Genomic DNA, 21,475 nt, shown 5'->3' on the forward strand with positions numbered 1-21,475 from the left:
CCCGGCATGCCGCTGAAGCCTTCTTCTCCTGCGTCCCGGCGCGCCGCCCCCAACCACCTCTCGCCGCAGGGCATTCGGCCCCTGTGGGTGGTGATGCTGGCGAGCTTCTGGATTGCCACAGTCTGTAATCTCGCGCTGTGGCGCACCCTGGCGCGCCTGCCCGACTTGAGTACCAACCAGGTGCTGACCATCAGCGTCGCGCTGGCGCTGGTCATCGGGCTGGCCACCACCGGGCTCATCAGTCTGCTGGCATGGCGCTGGACGCTCAAGCCCGTCATCATCCTGTTCTGCATCTCGGCCGCGCTGGGCGCGTATTTCATGCAGGCCTACAACATCGTCATCGACAAGACGATGATGGTCAACACACTGCAGACGGACGTGCGCGAAACGCGCGACCTGCTCAACTGGCGCCTGCTGGCCACTGTGCTGGTGCTGGGCGTACTGCCCAGCGTGCTGCTGTGGCGCCAGGCCATCCGCATGCAGCGGCCGGTGCGTCAGGCACTGGCCAACCTTACGGCGGTTCTGGTCAGCACAGCGCTGCTGGTGCTGGTGGTGATGCTGTTCTTCCAGAGCATTGCATCGGTCATGCGCAACCACACCCATGTGCGCTACCTGATGAATCCGCTTAATTCGTTTTACGCACTGGGCGCAGTGGCGGCCAAGCCGTTTCTGCGCGACGAGTCGGCGCTCCTTCCGCTGGGCGAAGACGCCAAACTGGGCGCCAGCTATGCCGCACAAACCAAACCACCGCTGCTGTTGCTGGTGCTCGGCGAAACCGCGCGCAGCGCCAACTTTTCCCTCAACGGCTACAACCGGCCCACCAACCCACGGCTGAGCCAGGAGAACGTGGTCAGCCAGCGCAACGCATGGGCCTGCGGCACCAGCACCGCCGCATCGGTGCCCTGCATGTTCTCCCACTTCGGGCGCGAAGACTACGACAACCGCCCCGCCAACTACGAAGGCGTACTCGACGTGCTGCAGCGCGCCGGGCTGGCGGTGCTGTGGATCGATAATCAGTCCGGTTGCAAAGGCGTGTGCGACCGCGTGCCCAACGTCAACACCTCGCAGCTGCAGGTGCCCGAGCTGTGTACCAAAGGCGAGTGCTTTGACGAGGTGATGCTGCAAGGCCTGGACGAGCGCATCGCCGCCCTGCCCGCCGAGCGTCGCGCCAAAGGCGTGGTGGTGGCCATGCACCAGATGGGCAGCCACGGCCCCGCGTACTTCAAGCGTTCGCCCCAGGCCCTGAAAAAATTCCTGCCCGAGTGCACCACCAACGCGCTGCAAAGCTGCTCAACGAGCGAACTCGTCAACGCCTACGACAACACCATCGTCTACACCGACCACCTGCTCGGCTCGGCGATCCAGTGGCTCAAGGGCAAGGAGGCGCAGGCCGCCCCGGCACTGCTTTACGTGTCAGACCACGGTGAGTCGCTGGGTGAAAACAACCTGTACCTGCACGGCATGCCGTACAGCATTGCACCGGATGTGCAAAAACAGGTGCCGTGGATCACCTGGCTCTCACCCACCTTCGAGCAACGCACCAGGATCACGGCAGACTGCCTGAGGAAAAAGATTGATGACCGCATCAGTCACGACAACTACTTCCACTCGGTGCTCGGCCTGATGAATGTGCAGACGCAGGTCTACAAGGCCGGGATGGATGTGTACGCGGGTTGCGCGAAGCCCTGACGGTTGAAGCCTTCCAAGGCTAGCGCCTCAGGGCTTCTGCCCTGCAAGTACCTCGTGAAGGCGATTCAGGTTCTGCTCATTGGCCGGCTCAATGATGTGCCTGAGATTTGCCGCGAACTGCAGATCTTCCAGCGCCTGATGCCAATCAAGCAAGGTGTGACCTCCCTGCTCGGTGAGCGTGATCGTCAGCGTGAAGTGCGGCCGCGAGAGGTGCTGAATCACGATCTGTGACGGTGTCGCTTCCAGGAAGGTGTTTTCATTCAGATAGTCTTTCCCGTCAGGGCCGTGCATGACGAATTTCCATCGCCCGTGGGCTTTGAACTCAAAAATCTCAAAGGTATTGCGAAAGCCGTCGGGGCCCCACCACTTTGCAAGCTGAGTGCCATCCTTGAATGCGGCGAAAACGTCCAGTCTTGGAAATGGCAAAAGGCGGCTGGTTACAAAGACGCCATCGGTTTCGGGTTCAAATTCCACATAAGTTCCCAGCTTATACAAGACCATCACAGCGACCTGCTAGGCCCGCTGATATTTCCAATTCAGATGATGGCACAGGCCCCCAAGATCTGGAAATATCGTCTTGGCGTTGACTCCATGCCTGTCAAGTGCGGTCAACAATTCCCTGCGGCGAGCGGCTGGTATGTGGAACTGGTGCAAATTTTTATTTGTCAGAGGATTATTTTCGATAGAGACAAATTTTTTGTTCTTCTCTGCGTATCTATGAAGTGTGAACCAGCCCTGCTGCGCGATGATTCGAGTATTGTTTAGCCGCGGCTGGAAGACTTTTGTCAGGTTTCGCGAAAAAGGATCTTGTTTATAGACATCCTTAGCGAGCAGATTGTCAGCTTCAAGGGCATATACGTACACATCGCCCTCGGCTTTATCTGAGCACGCGAACCAGAGGGCAGCAAGAGGGTTGCTAGTCCAGTCAAGAAGACGTGTTTTAAGTCCGAAGTGTTGGGCAAGCACGAGTAAATCCAAGTCGTTTGCTTCCGCCCCTGTGATCAGGGATGCCCCTTGGAGCTTTAGTTGCTCAAGTACGTCCTTTTCGGAGCTTGTAGTGTCCACACTGGGGTCTGCACGTGCGATGCTTGGCAGGAGCTTCCCTTTAACTGGCTGCCCTCGGAACACCACCAGGTCGACAACCAAATCAAAAACGTCCGTCTCTTTTATAAAGGACAGAAACGACGTAACTTCAGCTTCACGCATCTTGCAAAGGCCTAACTTAGATTTATCCGGAAAAACTGAGGAATAACGCGGACACTGCGTAGATGTAAGCGGACCGTGCGGCTACAAACCCTTTGAATACAAAGAACTGCCTCTGCACGCAGTATGAGCTAACACTTTGACGTCTTCGCAGATTCTCAAACACGCGTGACCACACGTCAGTTTAATGACATCTCTTGACGACACCAACCTCAAAGCTGACGCCAGTGGCTAAAACAACCTCCCCTGCCCCACCACCCCAGGCGGCCTGAACTGCCCCAAGTCCAACTCCGTCCGCTGACGGTTCAACCCCAGCCGCGCGCAGGTTTTCTCAAACCGCTGCTTGATCAAATCTGCCCACAGACCCTCGCCCTTCATGCGTGAGGCGAAGTCGCTGTTGTAGTCCTTGCCTCCGCGCATCTCATGGATGCGGGCCATGATGCGATTGGCGCGTTGGGGGTAGTGCAGCTCCAGCCATTGTTTGAACAAGGGCGCGACCTCCCAGGGCAGGCGCAGCACGGTGTAAAAGGCGCTGACCGCGCCAGCGTCGCAGGCGGCTTCGAGCACCTGCTCCATGTCGTCGTTCACAAACGGAATTTGCGGCGCCACGCTTACGCCCACAGGCACGCCGTGCTCGGCCAGCGTGCGGATGGTTCGCAGGCGCCGGTGCGGTGCGGCAGCACGTGGCTCCAGCGTGCGGGCCAGATCAGCGTCAAGCGTGGTGATGGTGATGTAGACCGCAGCCAGATGGTCTGCGGCCATGGGGGCGATTAGGTCCAGGTCGCGCTCTACGCCGCTCGACTTGGTGACGAGTGAAAACGGATGCCGCGCCTGCTGCAACACCTCGATCACGCTGCGGGTAAGGCGCAGCTCGCGCTCAACCGGTTGGTAGCAGTCTGTCGCGGAGCCGATGTTGAGCAGCCTCGGCACATAGCTGCGGCGTACGAGGTCTGCGCGCAGCACTTCGGGCAGGTTGCGCTTGGCGATGATCTTGGTTTCAAAGTCCAGCCCCGGCGAGAGGTTGAGGTAGCTGTGCGTGGGCCGTGCGTAGCAGTAGATGCAACTGTCACCTCTGCGCGGGTTAAATTGTTCAGCCCTTTCAATACATCCTAGTTGGCAGAGGTAAAAATATGATTGACACCTGAAATCTACAAGGTGACTGTTCAGACTGTGCTCAATAGATTGCCTGTAGGCCTTGAATCTTAACGATCAGCACTCTGCGACTTTGAATAGGCCAAGAATGACCCACCCCAAATTTCAGGCTAATTTGATAGATTTACCATTCAGGCATCGTCATAGCTTGGCAATTACAGGACTTTTGAAGGCCAGCCCGAAACCAGATCAGCCTCAATAGAATCAAACACTGTGTCCTTAGAAGCATAACTCTGGCGCTTCGGCACCCTTATGGGGTGTTTTTCAGGGCGGCACGGTTATAGTTCCATTGCGATTGGCGAGCGAATAAGCAAACAATCCAGAGTATGCTGGCCTACTTAGACCCCTAATACTCCCTGTCCATAGGGACTAGATCGCGCTTCGTAGCTCCTTGTGAGCGAATGATAAGCAAGCCAAGCACGCCGATCAGAGCGGCTGAAATGATGATTACGGCCCAACTACCCATGAAATTTAACGTGCTAGCTCAGGTGCGCGAAGCCGGCTTGCCGGCGTAGCGTCGCGCTGGAGCGGCGGGTTATGCATTGGCGTCCCGATTCGAGAAGGTGGTTTTCGAGCGCCTAGTGCAGGACCAAACAAGCCACCAGACAAATGCTGCACCAGCCAACGCCAATGGTGGCACCACCATGACTCTCGGTGCTATCTCAAGATTGGTTCGCCGCGCGCTTACCAAGGAAACACATTGTGGCTGGATCAGTTGGTTTGCCAACGGTGCGGGAGCAACCCCCCAATCTGACTGGCCCGCTGTGTCGGCAGCCGAGCCAGCACATCCTTGAGGTAGACGTACGGGTCGTGTCCATTGAGCTTGAGCTATCTGGCAGACCAGAAGACGACTGTTAACTGGACGCCGCCTACTTCCAAGCAACCAGCAAAAAGGCGGCTAATGAGGCATTTCAAACTTTAGAGCGCCAGTAACCAAATCCTCAATTGATAAAGCCGAGAAAGACGCTGGATATTTCTTCCCGCTGACAGTTTCAAAAATGTCCATAGGAACCGCGTCCTGTCCCACTGGTTCCCTGCCGTGCCAGACTGCACGCAGCTGATCCATATTCCAGCTATTGCTGCCGTTGACATGTCCAGGCGTAAACATATAGACAGACTTTAATTGGATGGTGCTGTTTTCTTTGGACAGGATCAACTGTTCGACACCCCGAAAGTCAAATACGAGAACTGTTCGGTTACGGGAAAACTCGAAATCAATGGCGCAGTCAGATTCTTCGACCTCGACCAAAAACCATATTTTTTGCAAAGCGAGCTCAGTCGATAGCCAACCTGTTTCTCCATCGTCCAAAAAAAGGGACGAAAGGGGGGATCTGTGAGCCTCGCGTGTAATGAACATGGTTTTTTCAAATGAACACTATAGATTGTAGCCCTATAGAGCTCATTGCTTGCTAATAGCGAGCATGTCATATGCCGCTAAGTCAACAAACAACTTTGCCAAGGCTCTTAAGTCCACTCGCAAATCCAAAGGCTTGAGCCAAGAGGATTTCAGCCAAGTTTCTAGTCGCACATACGTCAGCACCTTAGAGCGAAACATAAAGTCTCCAACCCTAAGCAAGGTGGAGGTACTAGCACAGGTATTGGGCGTTCATCCTTTGACTTTATTGACCCTTGCATACCTGCGTGCCAACGATACTGGGTCAGTCAACACGCTGCTGGGCTTGGTGAGTGAAGAAATTGCAGAGCTTACTTAGGGGAGTGATCGTCCACCCTAACCACCTAGCATCAGTGCCAGCATCCCGGGGCCGCAAATGTTTAGGTCGTCAGCGACGGATGAGCCGAGCATGACAAAAACTGGATGATGAGCCTAGAAGTACTGCTGTAAATGCAGCTGATCTGGTGTCATTGGTCAGCACTGCGCATGACCGCTATCGAGACAAACCGGAAGTTCAAGGTGTTGGTTTTGGCGGCTCAAAGCCGACATTCGACTAGCCACTTAGGTACACGGGCGATTGACTGGGTTGCAGCGATCGCTGCCAGGCATCAATGTTCGCTTTTGGGTGCCACGATGGGCCGGAAAAACACCGTGCCATAAAAGGCTGCATCTACTGCTCCGTGTGAGGGGTTGGATCTGACGCCATATCGGTATGCCGGAGCGCTGGACGCGATTCTCCCGCAGAAAAAGCGGCACACGGGCGCAGCGCGAAAAGGCTTCCATCGTAAATACATCCACCGCATACCTTCACTCCCTGTGTGTTCACAGGCTTGGTCGCAACCACAGCGCCATTCATTACGCAGCACAAGGCCAGCCCACCTGCGGACCACATCGCAAGGGCAAGCCAACGTCAATTTTGGGCAAAGCGGTGTAACGATTTCAATGCTGCAACGACTACCTCCTTGCAAGCCAACCTTGTTGGCGAGCACCTTCCCCTCTCTACCCTCATCCACCTTCAGGAGATCAGCATGAACCACAGCATGAACCACAGCATGAACCACAGCATGACCCGCCGCAACGCCGCACAGATTGCCTCGGGCGCGGCCCTCGCACTCGCCATGGGCGCCGCCTTGACGTTGGCTGCCAGTCCAGCCGCTGCCCAGAGCGCCGACAAGGAGAAGTGCTTCGGCGTCGCGCTCAAAGGCAAAAACGACTGCGCCGCTGGACCTGGCACCACCTGCGCAGGCACATCCAAGGTCGATTACCAGGGCAATGCCTGGTCTTTGGTGCCCAAGGGCAGCTGCGAAAAAACGGCCTCACCAAAGTCGCCCTCCGGGTTCGGTCAACTCAAGGAATTCAAGGAAAAGGCCTGACGCCCTGAGCGCGACCGTCGGACGCCAGACAGAGGAAACTTTGCGATGAACTCGACGCCCGCTTCCGCCTCCGCATGCATCCCGCCGGTCGCGCTCACGCGCCACATTTCAACCGATCGCTGGCCGCTGCCGCATCGGGCGGGACTCGGGCTCAAACCCGAACATTTCGCCCACATCCAGGAGCACCAGCCAGATGTGGGCTTCTTCGAGGTGCACGCGGAAAACTTCTTAGTGGCAGGGGGGCCCATGCACCACCATCTCACCCGCATCCGCGAAAGATATGCGCTGAGCATCCACGGCGTGGGCCTGTCGATCGGGGGCGAGGATCCGCTGGATCTCGTCCACCTGGAAGCCGTGGCTTGTCTGGTGGATCGCTACCAGCCAGCAGTTTTTTCTGAACACCTAGCCTGGTCAAGCCACGGTGGAGTGTTCTTCAACGACCTGCTGCCCTTGCCCTACAACCTGCCCGCGCTGCAACGCGTGTGCGAGCACATCGACCAGGTACAGAACCGCATGGGTCGCCCCTTGCTACTGGAGAACCCATCCACCTATGTCGAATTCATCAGCTCGACATGGAGCGAGGGCGACTTCCTGCGCGAGGTGATACACCGCACCGGCTGCGGTCTGCTGCTCGATGTCAACAACGTGTATGTGTCCAGCACCAACCACGGCCGAGACCCCCACCTCAGCCTTTGCGAGTTGCCCTGCCACGCCGCTGGTGAAATCCACCTAGCGGGCTTCGCAGAAGACCTGGACGCCGCCGGTGATCGCCTGCTCATTGACACCCACGGTGCGCCTGTGGCCGAAGCTGTCTGGGCGCTGTACGGCACCGCACTGGCCATCACTGGGCCGCTGCCCACCTTGATCGAGCGCGACAACGATCTCCCTGCATTCGAAGTGCTGCAGCAGGAAGCACGCGTGGCCGAAAAGCACATGTTGGCCCCCGCGTCCGGTTCCAGCCACGTGAACCCCTGCCCTCGGACGAAGACCCGCTACGCCCCTGCGCAGGAAGCAACATCATGGGCGCTGCCCGGCCGCACCGAATACTCTCAGCCCCGCAGTGCGCGTCACGGAGGGGTAGTCCGGTGAGCATGCAACACACCTGGGCCCAAGCCCTGTTGGACCCCTTGCAAGCCGCACCACAGGGACTCAGCACCTGGAACCGCAGCGACCCTGCGAAGCGCCTGGCTGTGCACCGCAACAATGTGATGGTCTCGTTGGTGGACGCGCTGGCCCAGACTTTTCCGGTAACCCTGCAACTGGTGGGTGAAGAATTCTTCCGCGCCATGGCCCAGGTTTTTGTGCTCGCCCACCCGCCTCGCACCCGCGTGCTCGCCCAACACGGTCAGGCGCTGCCCAGCTTCATCGCGCAGTTTCCACCCGCCGCCGGCTTGCCTTACGTGGCTGATGTGGCGCAACTGGAATGGCAACGCCTGCAGGCCCTGCACGCGGCCGATGCATCGGCTCTTGAATCCGCCGCCATCGCCGCCCTGCTGGCCGATTCCGAGCGCCTCCCCGAGCTGCGTTGGCAACTGCATCCCAGCCTGCAGCTGCTGCATTCGCCACACGCGGCGGTGTCGCTATGGGCGGCTCACCAGCCAGGCAGCAGTATCGCCATTGAAGACGTCGATCTGGCACGGTCCGAATCGGCTCTGGTCTTTCGCAGCGGGCTGGACGTGATGGTGCTGCAGGTCGACGCTCCCATGGTGATCGTGGCGGCAGGTTTGCTCAACGGCATTCCCTTTGGCGATACCGTCGAACAAGCCTTCGGCGCTGATCCCGCCTTCGATTTCTCACAGGCCATGGCCCTCCTGATCCGCTACCGGCTGCTGATCGGCGCTCATCACCCGGATTGAACACCACCAGCACCAATATCGTCTTTCTCCGACAACAACCTACGAGACCACTATGAACACACTCACCTCCTCCCCAGACGCCACCAGCGGCGGCCCGATGGCGCGCCTGACCACGCTGCTTCACAGCGTCCACAACGTGATGGGCAAGTTGCCCAACACGCTGCTGGCCTTCGTCGCGCGCTTTTCCATCGCCGCTGTATTTTGGAAATCGGGCCAGACCAAGATCGAAGGCTTGGCCATCGACATCGTCAATGGGAGCTTCACACTGGGCATTCCGCGCCTCTCCGACAACGCGGTGTTCCTGTTCAAGGAGGAATATAGGCTTCCCATCCTGCCGCCCGAGTTGGGAGCGGCGCTGGCGGCGCTGGGCGAACACATTCTGCCCATCTTCATCCTGCTTGGCTTTGCCACCCGCCTCTCAGCCTTGGGGCTGCTGGGTATGACGATGGTGATCCAGTTCTTCGTCTACCCCGATGCCTACCCCACCCATGGCACTTGGGCGGCCGTATTGCTCTACCTCATGGCACACGGACCGGGCAAGCTGTCGCTAGACGATTGGATCGCCAGTCGCCACACACGCTGAGTAGCGCCTGATCTACCAGTACGACATGCGCAATGGGTCGGACCAAACCAGTTCAAGCTAATTGTTCGTCAAGCACTATCCTCCAAGTTACAGCACTTCAGAAAAATTCGTGGCCCTCGGCGAAATCGTCGCCCTACCACCTCAACACGCGGGTCCCAAGGAAGGCACCAAGAATGCCCGTAAGAAAAATGCCAAGCGAATACCAGACCGCCACAAATGTGGCTGAGACCTCGGGGCATATCAGCGAGTAGCCCATTGACCCCAGTGCACCGGCCATCAATCCAGCATTGAAGCCGGCGGCTCGCAGTTGGGTTGGAGCCAGCCCACGTAATGCCCACAGGGCGCCGGCCAGCGCCGGCAGTGACAGCAACACAACGTTTCTAGGACAACTGAGCCAGGTTTCGCCAAAGAGCGCCGTCATACGCTGATCCGGCGCGCTGGTCACCAGTGTGAGCGCGCCCAGGGCCAGCATGGTGGTGAAGACAGCCAACACGGCCCGTGCGGGCCATTGTGTACGCGCCACCGGACGGGAGAGCCTCGCAGTCAGCCAGCCCGCTGCCAGCGCCAGGCTGGCGCCGTAGATCAGCTTCAGCCACGGCGCCGACGTGGCCCATATGGCCGCTGGGATCGATCCCGCGCTCACCATAGCGAACAAAGCGCTGGCGAACAAGCCAAGCGCCGCCACTGGAGCCAGTCGCCGCAGCACGGGCGGCTGAGGGGCAGGCCCTGCGCCCTTGGCCAACATTTCGATCAACGATTGCGTTTTCATGTTCCTGTGTCTTTCACCCATTGCGCTAACCGCTTCAATCCTCTATGAACCTGAACCTTGATGGCCGACTCCGAGATACCGGTGCGCATCGATGCCTCGGACACCGACAGGCCCTCGATCTTTGTTAATACGATGGCCTGACGCTGAGCATCCGGCAACTCCTGAAGCAGCCTTTCGAGGTCGCGCTGCGCACCATCTTCGACCGGCTCGGCAGCCAACAAGGCCTCGTCCACATCGTCCAGCGCGTCGTGGAGATTCTCCCGACGCCCACGGCGCCTCCAGTGATCAACCAGCTTGTGACGTGCTATTGCCGTGACCCAGGCACTGACCGGCAAAGTCGGATCAAACGTTCCGCGTTGCAGGTGAAGCGCCAGCAAGGTTTCTTGGACCAAGTCTTCAATTTCATCCGGCGTCGATTGCATGCGCCGCCGCAGGTATCCGCGGATACGCAAAGCAGTCTTCTTCAGCGCCTCTCGGTAAGCCACCTCATCGCCCTGCTGCCCACGCAGCCACAACGCTTTCAGGCTCGCTTCAAAGTCGTTGGGACCTGTCTCTATAGGCATGTCGTAGAAGCGGCTGCTTCGGTTACACAAACGGAGGATGGTGTGAACAAGTGCCGTTTAAAGGCATGGTCAGCTCGAAATTCTGCGCTGACTGTAACCGAACGACTCTTGACGGCGTAAAACGAGCACACCCCCAACCCTTTTAGAGAGCCAAGGCAGTTCCGATGCAATCTTCCTTAACGCCACCCTGCAGCGAGGCTCCGACGGAGCCAGCGTCCTTGAGTGCCGCCATGACCACCGGTCGACGCCATTTCCTCATCTCCGCAGCAGGGAGTCTGCCGGCCCTTTGGCCCCTGGGTCACAGCCATGCGGTAACGTTCGATCACACCCACGCCATCTGGACCGGTCTGCTCAAGCGGCACGTCGTGCTGCTTCGAGGCGGGCAGGCATCGCAGGTTCGTTACGCAGGCTTCGCACAGGACCGCAGCTCGCTCACGGCCTATCTGTCATCCCTTTCTGCTGTAACCAGTAACGGGTTCTCGGCCTTCTCTCTGGCGCAGCGCCAAGCGTTCTTGATCAACGCCTACAACGCGTTCACCGTCGAACTGATCCTCACCAAGTACCCGGACCTGACGTCGATCAAAGAGTTGGGCAGCATCCTCTCAAGTCCCTGGAAGCCGAAATGGATCTCCCTGTTGGGCAGCAAGGTGTCGCTTGACGATATCGAACACGGCATGCTGCGCAAGCGGGGCGTCCATGACGATCCAAGGGTGCATTTCGCCGTGAACTGCGCGTCCATCGGGTGCCCGATGTTGCGCGAAGAAGCCTTTGTAGCAACGCGCATCGACGCCCAGATGGAGGAGCAGACGAGCCGCTTCATGGCCGACCGTACGCGCAACCGGTTTGACGAATCCAGCGGTCGGCTTGAACTGTCACGCATCTTTGACTGGTACGGCGACGACTTCAAGCGTGGCGACCGGGGCATCGCCTCGTTACAGACGTTTGCCAGGCTGCATGCCGACCTCCTGTCGGACTCTGCGTCAGCCCGGGATCGAATCCGCAGCGGGCGATTCGATATCGCGTTCCTCAACTACGACTGGTCCCTGAACGATGTCCGCCAATAAGCTGGCGTGTCACTGACCAGGGACGTTGTTGAGCGGGGGGCGGCTTCTTTCGGGTTCGCTGTGCTCCCATCTGTGCGCGTAATTCACCCAGGAACCCATCCATGAGCTTCTTTCCCTCCCTGCCAGCCGACGCCGGCGTTCGCCACATCCTCACACTGATCCCTGAGGCCGATCGTGCGCTGGTCGCGTTCCACACCGCTGCCCTTAGAAACGCTGGGCCGCTGACGCCAGCCCACAAAGAGCTGATCCTGGCCTACGTATTCCGGCTGAATGCCTGCCAGTCTTGTTGGGGTGTGCATTCGCAAACCGCGCAGGCCTTCAGCCTGGATGCGCAAGCGCTGGAAGCCCTGCTGGCATATATCGATACAGCCTACATAGATGAACGCCTCGGAGCCCTGCTGCTCTATGCACGCAAGCTCACCCTAGAACTCACCCGCATGACAGAGCAGAGCGGGACACTCAAGCCGTGTTTGCCGCCGGGTGGACCGAGGCCGCGCTGCACGACGCCGTTCTCACCGTGTGCCTGTTCGACTTCATGAACCGGCTGCTGGAGGGTCATGGGGTAAAGGGCAATCCCGGGGTATTCAGCGCACGGGGACAGGCCCTTCGCAATCGGGGCTATGAACCCCTCGCGGCTTATCTGGATGCGGCTGTCAAACCTGGGGCGCAGGCGTGACATTGAAAGTGGTGTGCGTGTGTGCCGCATGGTGCGGTACCTGCCGCGACTACCTGCCCGTGCTCACTGCAATGGCAGAAGCACGCCCCGAATGGCGCATGCACTGGGTCGATGTGGAGGACTTCGAGGCCGCTTTGGACGAGACCGAAATCACGACCTTCCCCATGGTCCTGATTGTGGACGGAGAAGGCGCTTTGTGTTTTGTCGGCCCGGTCACGCCTCAGTCAGGCATGTTGCAGCGTCTTTGCGATGCAGCTCAGCAGGGCTCGCTGCGGCTGGGCGATGCCGAGGCCGCAAGCTGGCAACCGTTGTTGAACGCCCTGGAATTTCGAAACGAAATGACATTTATTCGGTAATCTTTTTGACCGGTCGTATCATCAGGCTATGGATATCATGGCCTCGCTGCTAAACAGCTTCTCCCTACAAGCCGGTGTTTTCTATACCGGCAACATCTGCGGCATTCACGATTTTGAACATGATGCACGGCGAGGGCATCTGCACCTGATCCGGAGTGGAACGGTGCAGGTGCGCGGCGTGACGCAGCGCCGCTTCAAGGTCGATGAGCCCACCTTGATGTTCCTGCCCCGCCCAGACCAGCACCGGCTGGTGACCGATGACGGGCCCGGCGCGGACGTGGTCTGTGCCACGGTGCAGTTCGGAGGATCGGGTGTCAACCCGATCACGGCATCGCTACCCGATCTGGTGCAGGTGCCACTGGTGCAGATGCCGGGCGTGGACGCTTTGCTGGACCTGATGTTTGAAGAAGCCTTTCATGAACACCCAGGTCGCCAGGGCGTGCTGGACCGCCTCTGTGAGGTGCTCATGGTGCGCCTGCTGCGCCACTGCATGGTCCGTGGCCTGACGCAAGGGGGCTCCCTCGCAGGCCTGGCCGATGTGCGCCTGGGCCCTGTGCTGGCCGCACTGCATGAAGACCCCCGGCACCCGTGGGACCTGCCCAGCATGGCGCAACTGGCCGGCATGTCACGTGCCCGCTTTGCAGTACGGTTTCGGGAAGTGACTGGCGAGACCCCGGCTGACTACCTGTCAGCCTGGCGCGTAATGACGGCGCAGCGCCTGCTGGCACGCGGCGCGCCGGTCAAGCAGGTGGCCGAAGACGTGGGCTATGGCAGCGCGAGCGCCCTGTCGCGCGCGTTTGCGCGCCGGCTCGGGATAGCACCGGGACAATGGCTGCGGCAGCAAGTCTTGCTAAAGCAGACCGAAAACGCGGTCAGTCCTTGATATTCCCGTGTACTCACCTTCCGGGAAACGGCGGGTATGGAAATGGAGACGGCTGGTTGCTAGTTGGATACGGTGACCAACTAGCATTGTGCAACGTTCATCGAGCACATCACCTGGTGATCGGTGAAGCATTGCAAACACAACCCAGGAGCCTTCCTTCCATGTCTGCCGCCCCGTACATCCACCAACTCCAACCCATCAACCACGCCAGAGCAGAGGGCGCGCAGAAGGCCATTCTGGACACTGCCCTCAAGCAGGTTGGCTTCATCCCCAACATGTACGCCAACATGGCCAACGCTCCGGCCGTTCTCAGTACCTACCTGCATGGCTATGCACTGTTCCGCAGTGAGTCTGGCCTGACATCCGCGGAGCAGGAAGTGGTGTTCCTCGCGGTCAGCCAAACCAACGGCTGCACCTACTGCACAGCAGCGCACAGCATGATCGCCGATAAGATGTCTGGCGTTCCCGCCCCAGTCCTGCAGGCCATACGTCAACAGCAACCCATTCCCGAGGCCAAACTTGCCGCGCTGTTCGCAACCACCACAGAGATGGTTAAGTCGTTGGGCCAGCCCAGCCCCGCCACGGTAAAGGCGTTCCTTGAGGCAGGTTACCAGGAGCGTGATCTGCTCTACATCATGCTGGCTGTGTCCGTTAAGGTTCTGAGCAACTATTCCAACCACGCTTTTGCCACGCCAGTGGACGAGCGTTTTTCGGCCTACAAAGTCGACTGATCCTGCAAACCCATGACCCCCGCATTTGTTCCACAGATGTTTGAGCGGGTCATGGGCTGCACCTCTTCGGAGCTGGTCTCGTGGTTGCCGCGCGCTCTGCCCGATGCCGAGCTAGCAACCGACGTGACCGGTCAGCGCAACGTGGCCATCTGGATCGATGGGTCGATGGAGTTGCGCTGGAACATCTTGCTTTCGAGACGCATTGGGTCGCTGGAGATTCCACAGCTGCAAGTGACTTTCGCATACAAAGACCTGCACGATGAAGCTCGCTACCGGATTCAGAAATGCTTTGACCTGCAGACCCATCGTGGTGGCGGTTGAAGCGTAGCTCGACCAAAAGGAAATAGTTCAATGAACATACAGACACTGGCATTTGATACCGGTGGTACGGTTCTCGACTGGCACAGCGGCGTCTGCAAAGCCTTGGCCTTTGCCGGACAGCGCTATGGTGTCGAGCGTGACTGGCACGCGGTAACCAATGATTACCGGCGCGCGTCCATGGCCGGCATCGTGGGCAAACTGAAGCCGGCATTCAACATGGACGACGTGCACCGCACTGAGCTCGATGGCGTGTTGTCGCAACACGGCCTCGAGATGTTCACATCGCAGGACCGCGCTCATATCTATCGAGCCTGGTACGGGCTGGACGCGTGGCCAGACTTTGCTGGGGCTTTGGGTCGCTTGAAACGCAAGCTTCCTGTGGTCTCGTTCACCATGCTGCCACTGGCCATGGTCATGGCCGTCTCCAGACGCAATGGCCTTGAATGGGATGCCGTGATCTCCTGCGAGATGATCGGCGCCTACAAACCGCAGCCAGTGGCCTACGAAAAGGCGGCGCGCTGGATGAATGTTGCGCCTGGTCAGATATTGATGGTGGCTTGCCACAACTTCGATCTCAATGCAGCGCGCGCATGCGGCTACCACACCGCCTTCGTGCGGCGCCCTTTGGAGTGGGGTACCGCCGGCCCCCCCGATCCGCATCCACATCCCGACTGCACCATCGTGGTGGACGACTTTCCAGCATTGGCACAACACTTGGGTGCCTGAGGTATTTCAATTCACTACACACCCGGTCATGTGGTCGCCAAACACCTTAACATCATCACGAATCACCAGAAACTCACCATGCTCATTCCCCGTCAAACCGTACGCGGGAGAGATCGGCGTGGTACTAGCTGCCTGCAGTATGGTCGCTGCCCATGGTTGGGCCGGGTCTCAGCGGGCGGGTCGGTGCAGCGTCTTCATTGCGCGCGAGTAGCAGCAGAGGTTACCGCTCGCTGCGCTGCCGGAGGTCGTCGTGTGGGACCTGGCAGTCTTTGGGCGGACGTTCGGCGCGTAAGCTGCCTGGCCACCTCAAGTCTTGGGGCCCTAGGGCGGCGCCGAGCACTTCAGCGGGCACGATGCCCGGCGTATACCAGACCGACACGAAAGCCCCCGAGGCTTTTGGGCAGGCGAGTGAATAGCCAAAAGCACCTACTGCCCCCGCCAGCAGGCCTGCGGCGAAGCCGGCCATGCGCAGCTGAGTCAGCACGAGACCGCACATGGCCCAGAACGAAAAGCCGAGCGCCGGCAGCAACAGTACGCACGAGCCAGGGACACTGGGATACGCCGTTTGCCGTCCGTAGGTGCATTCGGTGCTCAGGCGCTGAGCTGGCCATCATCGACGCACCCAAACCAACCATCATGAGTACCACGGCCAGCACGGCCCTACCGGGCGCCGCGCGCCAGCGTGTCGACCCATGCGACTATGTTCATGATCCGTATTCGCTATGCTTGAACGAGCCGAACCGTGCGTGTGTGACCGTTATCTGCTCCGCTGCTAGTTGTCGGCAGCCCCGGTTCGGTTATAACAATGTCCACCTTTTATTTTGCCGTACTGTAACCAAACGGCGCAGCCGAGCGACTTGCGTGGGGACCATGAACCTTTACGCAAGTACGTCCCAGCGCCATGTTCTTTTTTGCATCGCCATGCTGGCAGCACTCCCAAACGTCGCCGAGGCGGTTCGGGCCAGCCGCTTTGACCTCGGTATGGCACCCTGGCAGGAGGTGCGAATCAAAGCTGACCTGCAGCCCAACACGTTCACTCTGCGCAACTGGGACGGTGTGCCTGCGCTGGAGGTGAAATCCGCCACTAGCATCTCGCTGCTTGCTCGGCCGCTGGAAGTCGACCTCCAGCGTACGCCGGTGCGGTGCTGGTGGATCGACGCCCCCCTGAAGTCCGCCGATGTGACGCAGCGCAGTGGCAACGATTACGCGGCCCGGCTCTACATGAGCCTTGCGTTGCCGGAATCTGAGAAAAGCCCCGGGCTGCGTGCGCAGCTTCGCATCCCTCGCACGATCTGGGGTCCCTCGGTGCCAGATGCAGCAGTCAACTATGTCTTGGATAATCGCCAACCCGCAGATACAGAACGCCCCAATGCTTACACCGATCGTCCTGCCATGGTCGTGCTGCTTAGCAGCGCGGCAGATACGGGTGCTTGGGTGCAGGAGCGTCGCAATGTCGGCCGTGATGTGACCTGGTTTTGGGGCACATTGGCCCGTCCTATGCAGCTGGCTGTGACGGCAGACACCAACAACGCCGGGGAGTCGGCTCGCGCCGGCTTTGCCTAACTGCACTGTGTGTCGGAACAGGGCGCTTGCGTAATGCGCTGACGGCCTGCAAACCCCCACATCTGGACAACACTCAATCATCGATCGCCACGCCCATTATGCACGCCACACTGCCCCTCCTCGCTGCCACCGACTTCCCGCCCATCCGCCGCCGCCAGCTCGACACACTGCAGGTGAACCTCGGCTACAAATGCAATCAGAGTTGCCTGCACTGCCACGTTGCGGCCAGCCCCCAGCGTACCGAAATGATGGATGCCGAGCACGCCGCCCTGGTGCTAGACGTGCTGCGCGCGCGCGGCATCGCCACGCTGGATCTGACCGGCGGCGCACCGGAGCTGAGCCCGCATTTCCGGGACCTTGTCCGTGGCGCCCGCGCTTTGGGCGTGCGCGTAATCGACCGCTGTAACCTCACCATCCTCTCGGAGCCTGGGCAGGACGGCCTGGCAGAGTTCCTCGCGCAGCAGGGTGTGGAGATCACCGCCTCGCTGCCCTGCTACTCGCCAGCCAACGTGGACCGGCAGCGCGGCGACGGCGTCTTCGACTGCAGCATCGCCGGACTGCAGCAGCTCAACACCCTGGGCTACGGTCAGGACGGCAGCGGCCTGGTACTTAACCTGGTCTACAACCCGCAGGGTGCATTGCTACCCCCACCGCAGGGTGCGCTGGAAAGCGACTACAAGCGCGAGCTGCTGGCGCACTTCGGCATCCGATTCAACCACCTGTTCGCGCTCACCAACATGCCGGTGCAGCGCTTTGGCAGTACGCTGGTGAGCAAGGGCACCTTCGGCAGCTATATGCAGCTGCTGCGCGGTGCCTACCAACCGCAGAACCTTGACACGGTGATGTGCCGCAGCATGGTCAGCGTGGACTGGCAGGGCTACCTGTACGACTGCGATTTCAACCAGATGCTGGGCCTTAACGCGCGGCTGGGCGACATCCAGCGTCCGCACCTGCGCGACTTGCTCTCACACGACCCGGACGGCGAGGACATACGCATTGCGGATCACTGCTACGGCTGCACAGCCGGTCAGGGCAGCAGCTGCGGTGGTGCTCTGGAGCCCACCCCACCGCTGGAGGTCGTCCTGAAATTCGCGCCCACCGGAGTCCTCTGATGCGGCCCGCCCGTTCAATGCTGCTCTGGATCGGCGTCGGGATTGCCGCGGTCGTGGCCGTGCTGCTGTATCGCCACTACGAGCTGGGTCAACTGCTGACGTTGGAGAACCTCAAGGCCAGCCGCGACGCGCTGGTAGGCCGCTACCAGACCCAGCCGCTGGCCACCGTGCTGGTGTTTTTTGCTCTCTACGTGGCGGCAGCCGCTCTGTCAATTCCAGGCGCGGTGATTCTCACCCTGGCCGCCGGCGCCATCTTCGGCCTGGGCATGGGTCTGCTCGTGGTGTCGTTCGCGTCCAGCATCGGCGCACTGCTGGCCTTCCTGGCAGCCCGCTACCTGTTGCGCGACATGATTCAGGCCCGCTTCGGCCGCCGGCTGGCGCCGATCAACAATGGCATGAAGCGCGACGGCGTCTGGTACCTGCTCACCCTGCGCCTGGTCCCGCTGTTCCCTTTCTGGCTGATCAATCTCCTGATGGGATTGACTTCAATCACGGCACTGCGTTTTTACGTGGCCAGCCAGCTCGGCATGCTCGCCGGTACCGCGGTGTATGTGAACGCCGGCACCCAGCTGGCTGCCATCAACACGCCCGGCGATGTGTTCTCGGCCAGGCTACTAGGCAGTTTCGTGCTGCTCGGCGTGTTTCCGCTGGTGGCCAAGGCTGTGGCGGACAGACTGCAGGCGCGTAAGCGCTATGCAGGATGGAAGAAGCCGTCAAGTTTCGACCGCAACCTGGTGGTGATCGGCGCTGGCGCCGGCGGCCTGGTCAGTGCGTACATCGCGGCGGCGGTTAAGGCCAAGGTCACCCTCGTAGAAGGTCACAAGATGGGCGGCGATTGCCTGAACTACGGCTGCGTGCCCAGCAAGGCACTGATCCGCAGTGCCAAGCTGGCGCGGCAGATCCGCACGGCCGACCGCTTCGGGGTCAAGGATGCGCGCGGCACGGTGGACTTTGCGGCCGTGATGCAGCGGGTGCACGACGTGATCCGCACCATCGAACCGCACGACTCTGTAGAACGCTACACCCGGCTCGGGGTGGAAGTGCTGCAGGGCCATGCCCGCATCACCAGCCCGTGGAGCGTAGAAGTCGCGTTAGCCGATGGCGGCTCCCGCACGCTCACCACGCGTAACATCGTCATCGCCGCCGGCGCCAGTCCCTTCGTGCCGCCGGTCCCCGGCCTGGCCGAGGCCGGCGTGCTGACCAGCGACACGGTGTGGGGCCTGAAGGAACTACCGCGGCGCCTGCTGGTTCTGGGCGGAGGACCGATTGGCAGCGAGCTGGCGCAGTCGTTTGCGCGCCTCGGCAGTCAGGTCACGCAGGTGGAGATGGCCGACCGCTTGCTCGTGCGCGAGGACCCGGAGGTCTCGGCCCTGGTGGCAGCGTCGCTGCGCGATGACGGCGTCCAGGTGCTGACCGGGCATGAAGCGCTGCGGGTCGAGATGAATCATGGTGAGAAACACCTGATTGCGAAGCACGACGGCCAGGAAGTGGCTCTCCCCTTCGATGAGTTGCTGTGTGCCGTGGGCCGCAGCCCGCGCACCACCGGCTACGGCCTGGAGGAGCTGGATATGCCGCTCACGGCGCGCAAGACCATCGAGACCGACGCCTACCTGCGCACCCACTTCCCCAACATCTACGCAGTGGGCGATGTGGCCGGGCCGTTCCAGTTAACTCACACGGCGGCGCACCAGGCCTGGTACGCGGCGGTGAACGCGCTGTTTGGCCGGGTGCGGCGCTTCAAGGCCGACTACTCAGTGATTCCCTGGACCACGTTCACCGATCCGGAAGTCGCCCGGGTTGGTCTGTCGGAGAACGAAGCCAAGGAGCAGGGCATTGCCGTAGAGGTTACCCGCTACGGCTTCGACGACCTGGACCGCTCCATCGCCGACGGCACCGATCATGGGTTCGTGAAGGTGCTCACGGTGCCGGGCAAGGACAGGATTTTGGGCGTGACCATTGTTGGCGAGCACGCCGGTGACCTGCTAGCCGAATACGTGCTGGCGATGAAGCATGGCCTGGGGTTGAACAAGATTCTGGGAACCATCCACACCTACCCCACGCTGGCGGAGGCCAACAAGTACGCCGCCGGCGAGTGGAAGCGCGCCCATGCACCGCAGCGCCTGCTGCAATGGGCGGAGCGCTACCACGCCTGGGAGCGCGCCTGACGTGAAGCCCACCTTGTCCATCATCGTGCCCGTGTTGAATGAAGCGGGAAGCATCGAGGCCACTTTGCGTGAGCTGGCGCTGCCGCGATCACGGGGCGCCGAAGTTATCGTCTGTGATGGCGGTAGCAGCGACGCCACCATCTCGCTGGCCCGACCGCTGGCGGACCAGGTGCTGGCAGCGCCCGCCTGCCGGGCGCGCCAGATGAACGCCGGCGCTGCCGCGGCGTCCTCCGACCTGCTGCTGTTCCTGCACGCCGACACGCAACTCCCCGACGGCGCCGACCATCTTGTACGCCGGGCGCTGGTAGCCGATGCAACCTGGGGCCGCTTTGACGTGTGCATCAGCGGCCGGCCACTGATGCTGCGCGTGGTGGCTGCGCTGATGAACCTGCGCTCGCGCTGGAGCGGCATCGCCACCGGCGACCAGGCCATCTTCGTAACCCGTGCGGTTTTTGACCGCGTGGGCTGCTTCCCCGACCAGCCGCTGATGGAGGACGTGGAGATGTCGCGCCGGCTGCGCGCGCTGGGACGCCCGGCCTGCCTGCGCCAGCGGGTCACGACCTCGGGCCGCCGCTGGGAAACTCGGGGCGTCTGGCGCACTATCTTCCTGATGTGGCACTTGCGCTGGCGCTACTGGCGCGGCGCACCAGCGCAGGCGCTGGCGGAGGCCTACCGATGAGCCGTAGCGCCGTCGTCATCATGGCCAAGGCGCCAGTGGCGGGGCTGGCCAAGACGCGTTTAATCCCCGCGCTGGGCGCTGCAGGTGCCGCGGCGTTGGCAGAGCGCATGCTGGCGCACGCCGCGCAGGTTGCAGCCGAAGCGACGCCCGACACGCTGGAGGTCTGCGCTACGCCCGATGCTGCCCATCCCGCGTTCGACCGACTGGCGCGAGACCATGGCCTGCAGTTGGCCACGCAGGGCGACGGCGACCTGGGCCAGCGTATGCATCGCGCCTTCGTACGCGTATTGGCGCTGCATGATTGCGCCGTAATGATCGGCACCGACGCGCCGGGGCTCGACACGACTTGTCTGCGCCGGGCCCTGCGCGCACTGGCAGAGTACGACGCGGTGTTCGTGCCAGCACTGGACGGCGGCTATGCGCTGATCGGCCTGCGACAGCCGCAGGCTTGCCTGTTCGACGGTATGGCCTGGAGCACGGCCGAGGTGATGTCGAACACGCGCGGCCGCATGAAGGCCACCGGCCTGCGCTGGGCTGAGCTGCCGCCAGTCCCTGATGTGGACGAGCCTGCCGACCTGGTGCACCTGCCTGCAGGGTGGCTAACATGAGCCGCCCGGC

At 60.8% G+C, this 21,475-nt stretch carries 24 protein-coding genes and 1 pseudogene; 18 read left to right on the forward strand and 7 right to left on the reverse strand.

Features of this window, described 5'->3' with window-relative positions:
• Positions 1–6: 6 nt before the first annotated feature.
• The gene (locus AAG793_RS05765) at positions 7–1,689 is read left to right on the forward strand and encodes a phosphoethanolamine--lipid A transferase (protein ID WP_341905224.1); all 1,683 of its coding nucleotides are present in this window, start codon (positions 7–9) and stop codon (positions 1,687–1,689) included.
• Positions 1,690–1,716: 27 nt separating this feature from the next.
• Here AAG793_RS05765 and AAG793_RS05770 read toward each other — a convergent pair whose 3' ends face one another.
• The 5 genes and pseudogenes from AAG793_RS05770 to AAG793_RS05790 all read right to left on the reverse strand — a co-directional run bounded on the left by AAG793_RS05770 (position 1,717) and on the right by AAG793_RS05790 (position 5,401).
• Positions 1,717–2,163, reverse strand: coding sequence for an SRPBCC domain-containing protein (locus AAG793_RS05770; protein WP_341905226.1), 447 nt, complete (start codon positions 2,161–2,163; stop codon positions 1,717–1,719).
• Between the two features lie 39 nt (positions 2,164–2,202).
• The gene (locus AAG793_RS05775) at positions 2,203–2,895 is read right to left on the reverse strand and encodes an FRG domain-containing protein (RefSeq protein ID WP_341905230.1); all 693 of its coding nucleotides are present in this window, start codon (positions 2,893–2,895) and stop codon (positions 2,203–2,205) included.
• Positions 2,896–3,123: 228 nt separating this feature from the next.
• Complete coding sequence (locus AAG793_RS05780) at positions 3,124–3,996, reverse strand: PA0069 family radical SAM protein (RefSeq protein ID WP_341905448.1); 873 nt, start codon at positions 3,994–3,996, stop codon at positions 3,124–3,126.
• Between the two features lie 759 nt (positions 3,997–4,755).
• Positions 4,756–4,884: pseudogene (locus AAG793_RS05785) on the reverse strand (transposase domain-containing protein); the annotation flags it as partial.
• A 58-nt stretch (positions 4,885–4,942) separates the two neighbouring features.
• Positions 4,943–5,401: a hypothetical protein gene (locus tag AAG793_RS05790; RefSeq protein ID WP_341905232.1), complete on the reverse strand. Its 459-nt coding sequence runs from the start codon at positions 5,399–5,401 to the stop codon at positions 4,943–4,945.
• Positions 5,402–5,465: 64 nt separating this feature from the next.
• On the opposite strand from AAG793_RS05790, the gene AAG793_RS05795 reads away from it, so the two are divergent.
• The 5 genes from AAG793_RS05795 to AAG793_RS05815 all read left to right on the forward strand — a co-directional run bounded on the left by AAG793_RS05795 (position 5,466) and on the right by AAG793_RS05815 (position 9,249).
• Complete coding sequence (locus AAG793_RS05795; protein ID WP_341905235.1) at positions 5,466–5,756, forward strand: helix-turn-helix transcriptional regulator; 291 nt, start codon at positions 5,466–5,468, stop codon at positions 5,754–5,756.
• Positions 5,757–6,501: 745 nt separating this feature from the next.
• A complete protein-coding gene (locus AAG793_RS05800) occupies positions 6,502–6,810 on the forward strand; it encodes a DUF2282 domain-containing protein (protein WP_341905450.1) in 309 nt (102 codons plus the stop codon).
• 126 nt (positions 6,811–6,936) lie between these two features.
• Positions 6,937–7,899, forward strand: coding sequence for a DUF692 domain-containing protein (locus tag AAG793_RS05805; RefSeq protein ID WP_341905452.1), 963 nt, complete (start codon positions 6,937–6,939; stop codon positions 7,897–7,899).
• 2 nt (positions 7,900–7,901) lie between these two features.
• On the forward strand, positions 7,902–8,666 hold the full coding sequence (locus tag AAG793_RS05810) for a DNA-binding domain-containing protein (protein ID WP_341905455.1): 765 nt from the start codon (positions 7,902–7,904) through the stop codon (positions 8,664–8,666).
• Between the two features lie 97 nt (positions 8,667–8,763).
• Entirely contained in the window at positions 8,764–9,249 is a 486-nt protein-coding gene (locus AAG793_RS05815) for a DoxX family protein (RefSeq protein ID WP_341905458.1), read from the forward strand.
• Positions 9,250–9,382: 133 nt separating this feature from the next.
• Here the strand turns inward: AAG793_RS05815 and AAG793_RS05820 are convergent, their stop codons facing one another.
• On the reverse strand, positions 9,383–10,018 hold the full coding sequence (locus AAG793_RS05820; protein ID WP_341905238.1) for a DUF1109 domain-containing protein: 636 nt from the start codon (positions 10,016–10,018) through the stop codon (positions 9,383–9,385).
• Positions 10,015–10,581, reverse strand: a complete 567-nt coding sequence (locus tag AAG793_RS05825) for a sigma-70 family RNA polymerase sigma factor (RefSeq protein WP_341905240.1) — start codon at positions 10,579–10,581, stop codon at positions 10,015–10,017. Before AAG793_RS05825 ends, AAG793_RS05820 begins: the two co-directional genes overlap by 4 nt.
• A gap of 230 nt (positions 10,582–10,811) precedes the next feature.
• Between AAG793_RS05825 and AAG793_RS05830 the strand changes: the two genes are divergently transcribed.
• The 12 genes from AAG793_RS05830 (at position 10,812) to AAG793_RS05885 (ending at position 21,465) form a co-directional block, all read left to right on the forward strand.
• On the forward strand, positions 10,812–11,645 hold the full coding sequence (locus tag AAG793_RS05830; protein WP_341905244.1) for a DUF547 domain-containing protein: 834 nt from the start codon (positions 10,812–10,814) through the stop codon (positions 11,643–11,645).
• 101 nt (positions 11,646–11,746) lie between these two features.
• Positions 11,747–12,184, forward strand: a complete 438-nt coding sequence (locus tag AAG793_RS05835) for a carboxymuconolactone decarboxylase family protein (RefSeq protein WP_341905247.1) — start codon at positions 11,747–11,749, stop codon at positions 12,182–12,184.
• Positions 12,185–12,317: 133 nt separating this feature from the next.
• On the forward strand, positions 12,318–12,677 hold the full coding sequence (locus tag AAG793_RS05840; protein WP_341905250.1) for a thioredoxin family protein: 360 nt from the start codon (positions 12,318–12,320) through the stop codon (positions 12,675–12,677).
• A 37-nt stretch (positions 12,678–12,714) separates the two neighbouring features.
• Positions 12,715–13,560, forward strand: coding sequence for an AraC family transcriptional regulator (locus AAG793_RS05845; protein WP_341905253.1), 846 nt, complete (start codon positions 12,715–12,717; stop codon positions 13,558–13,560).
• A 161-nt stretch (positions 13,561–13,721) separates the two neighbouring features.
• Positions 13,722–14,291, forward strand: a complete 570-nt coding sequence (locus tag AAG793_RS05850) for a carboxymuconolactone decarboxylase family protein (protein ID WP_341905257.1) — start codon at positions 13,722–13,724, stop codon at positions 14,289–14,291.
• A gap of 12 nt (positions 14,292–14,303) precedes the next feature.
• On the forward strand, positions 14,304–14,612 hold the full coding sequence (locus AAG793_RS05855) for a hypothetical protein (RefSeq protein WP_341905260.1): 309 nt from the start codon (positions 14,304–14,306) through the stop codon (positions 14,610–14,612).
• Between the two features lie 30 nt (positions 14,613–14,642).
• On the forward strand, positions 14,643–15,338 hold the full coding sequence (locus AAG793_RS05860) for a haloacid dehalogenase type II (RefSeq protein ID WP_341905262.1): 696 nt from the start codon (positions 14,643–14,645) through the stop codon (positions 15,336–15,338).
• A gap of 870 nt (positions 15,339–16,208) precedes the next feature.
• Entirely contained in the window at positions 16,209–16,901 is a 693-nt protein-coding gene (locus AAG793_RS05865) for a DUF3047 domain-containing protein (protein ID WP_341905264.1), read from the forward strand.
• Positions 16,902–16,999: 98 nt separating this feature from the next.
• Complete coding sequence (gene arsS / locus AAG793_RS05870; RefSeq protein ID WP_341905266.1) at positions 17,000–18,013, forward strand: arsenosugar biosynthesis radical SAM (seleno)protein ArsS; 1,014 nt, start codon at positions 17,000–17,002, stop codon at positions 18,011–18,013.
• Positions 18,013–20,178, forward strand: coding sequence for an FAD-dependent oxidoreductase (locus AAG793_RS05875; RefSeq protein ID WP_341905268.1), 2,166 nt, complete (start codon positions 18,013–18,015; stop codon positions 20,176–20,178). The genes arsS and AAG793_RS05875 overlap by 1 nt, the downstream gene beginning before the upstream one ends.
• Before the next feature lies 1 nt (position 20,179).
• Entirely contained in the window at positions 20,180–20,857 is a 678-nt protein-coding gene (locus AAG793_RS05880) for a TIGR04283 family arsenosugar biosynthesis glycosyltransferase (RefSeq protein ID WP_341905271.1), read from the forward strand.
• Positions 20,854–21,465: a TIGR04282 family arsenosugar biosynthesis glycosyltransferase gene (locus AAG793_RS05885; protein ID WP_341905274.1), complete on the forward strand. Its 612-nt coding sequence runs from the start codon at positions 20,854–20,856 to the stop codon at positions 21,463–21,465. Before AAG793_RS05880 ends, AAG793_RS05885 begins: the two co-directional genes overlap by 4 nt.
• Positions 21,466–21,475 lie beyond the last annotated feature (10 nt).

The organism is Polaromonas sp. YR568 (genome assembly GCF_943372955.1).
In the GTDB taxonomy this organism is placed as follows: Bacteria; Pseudomonadota; Gammaproteobacteria; order Burkholderiales; family Burkholderiaceae_C; genus Polaromonas.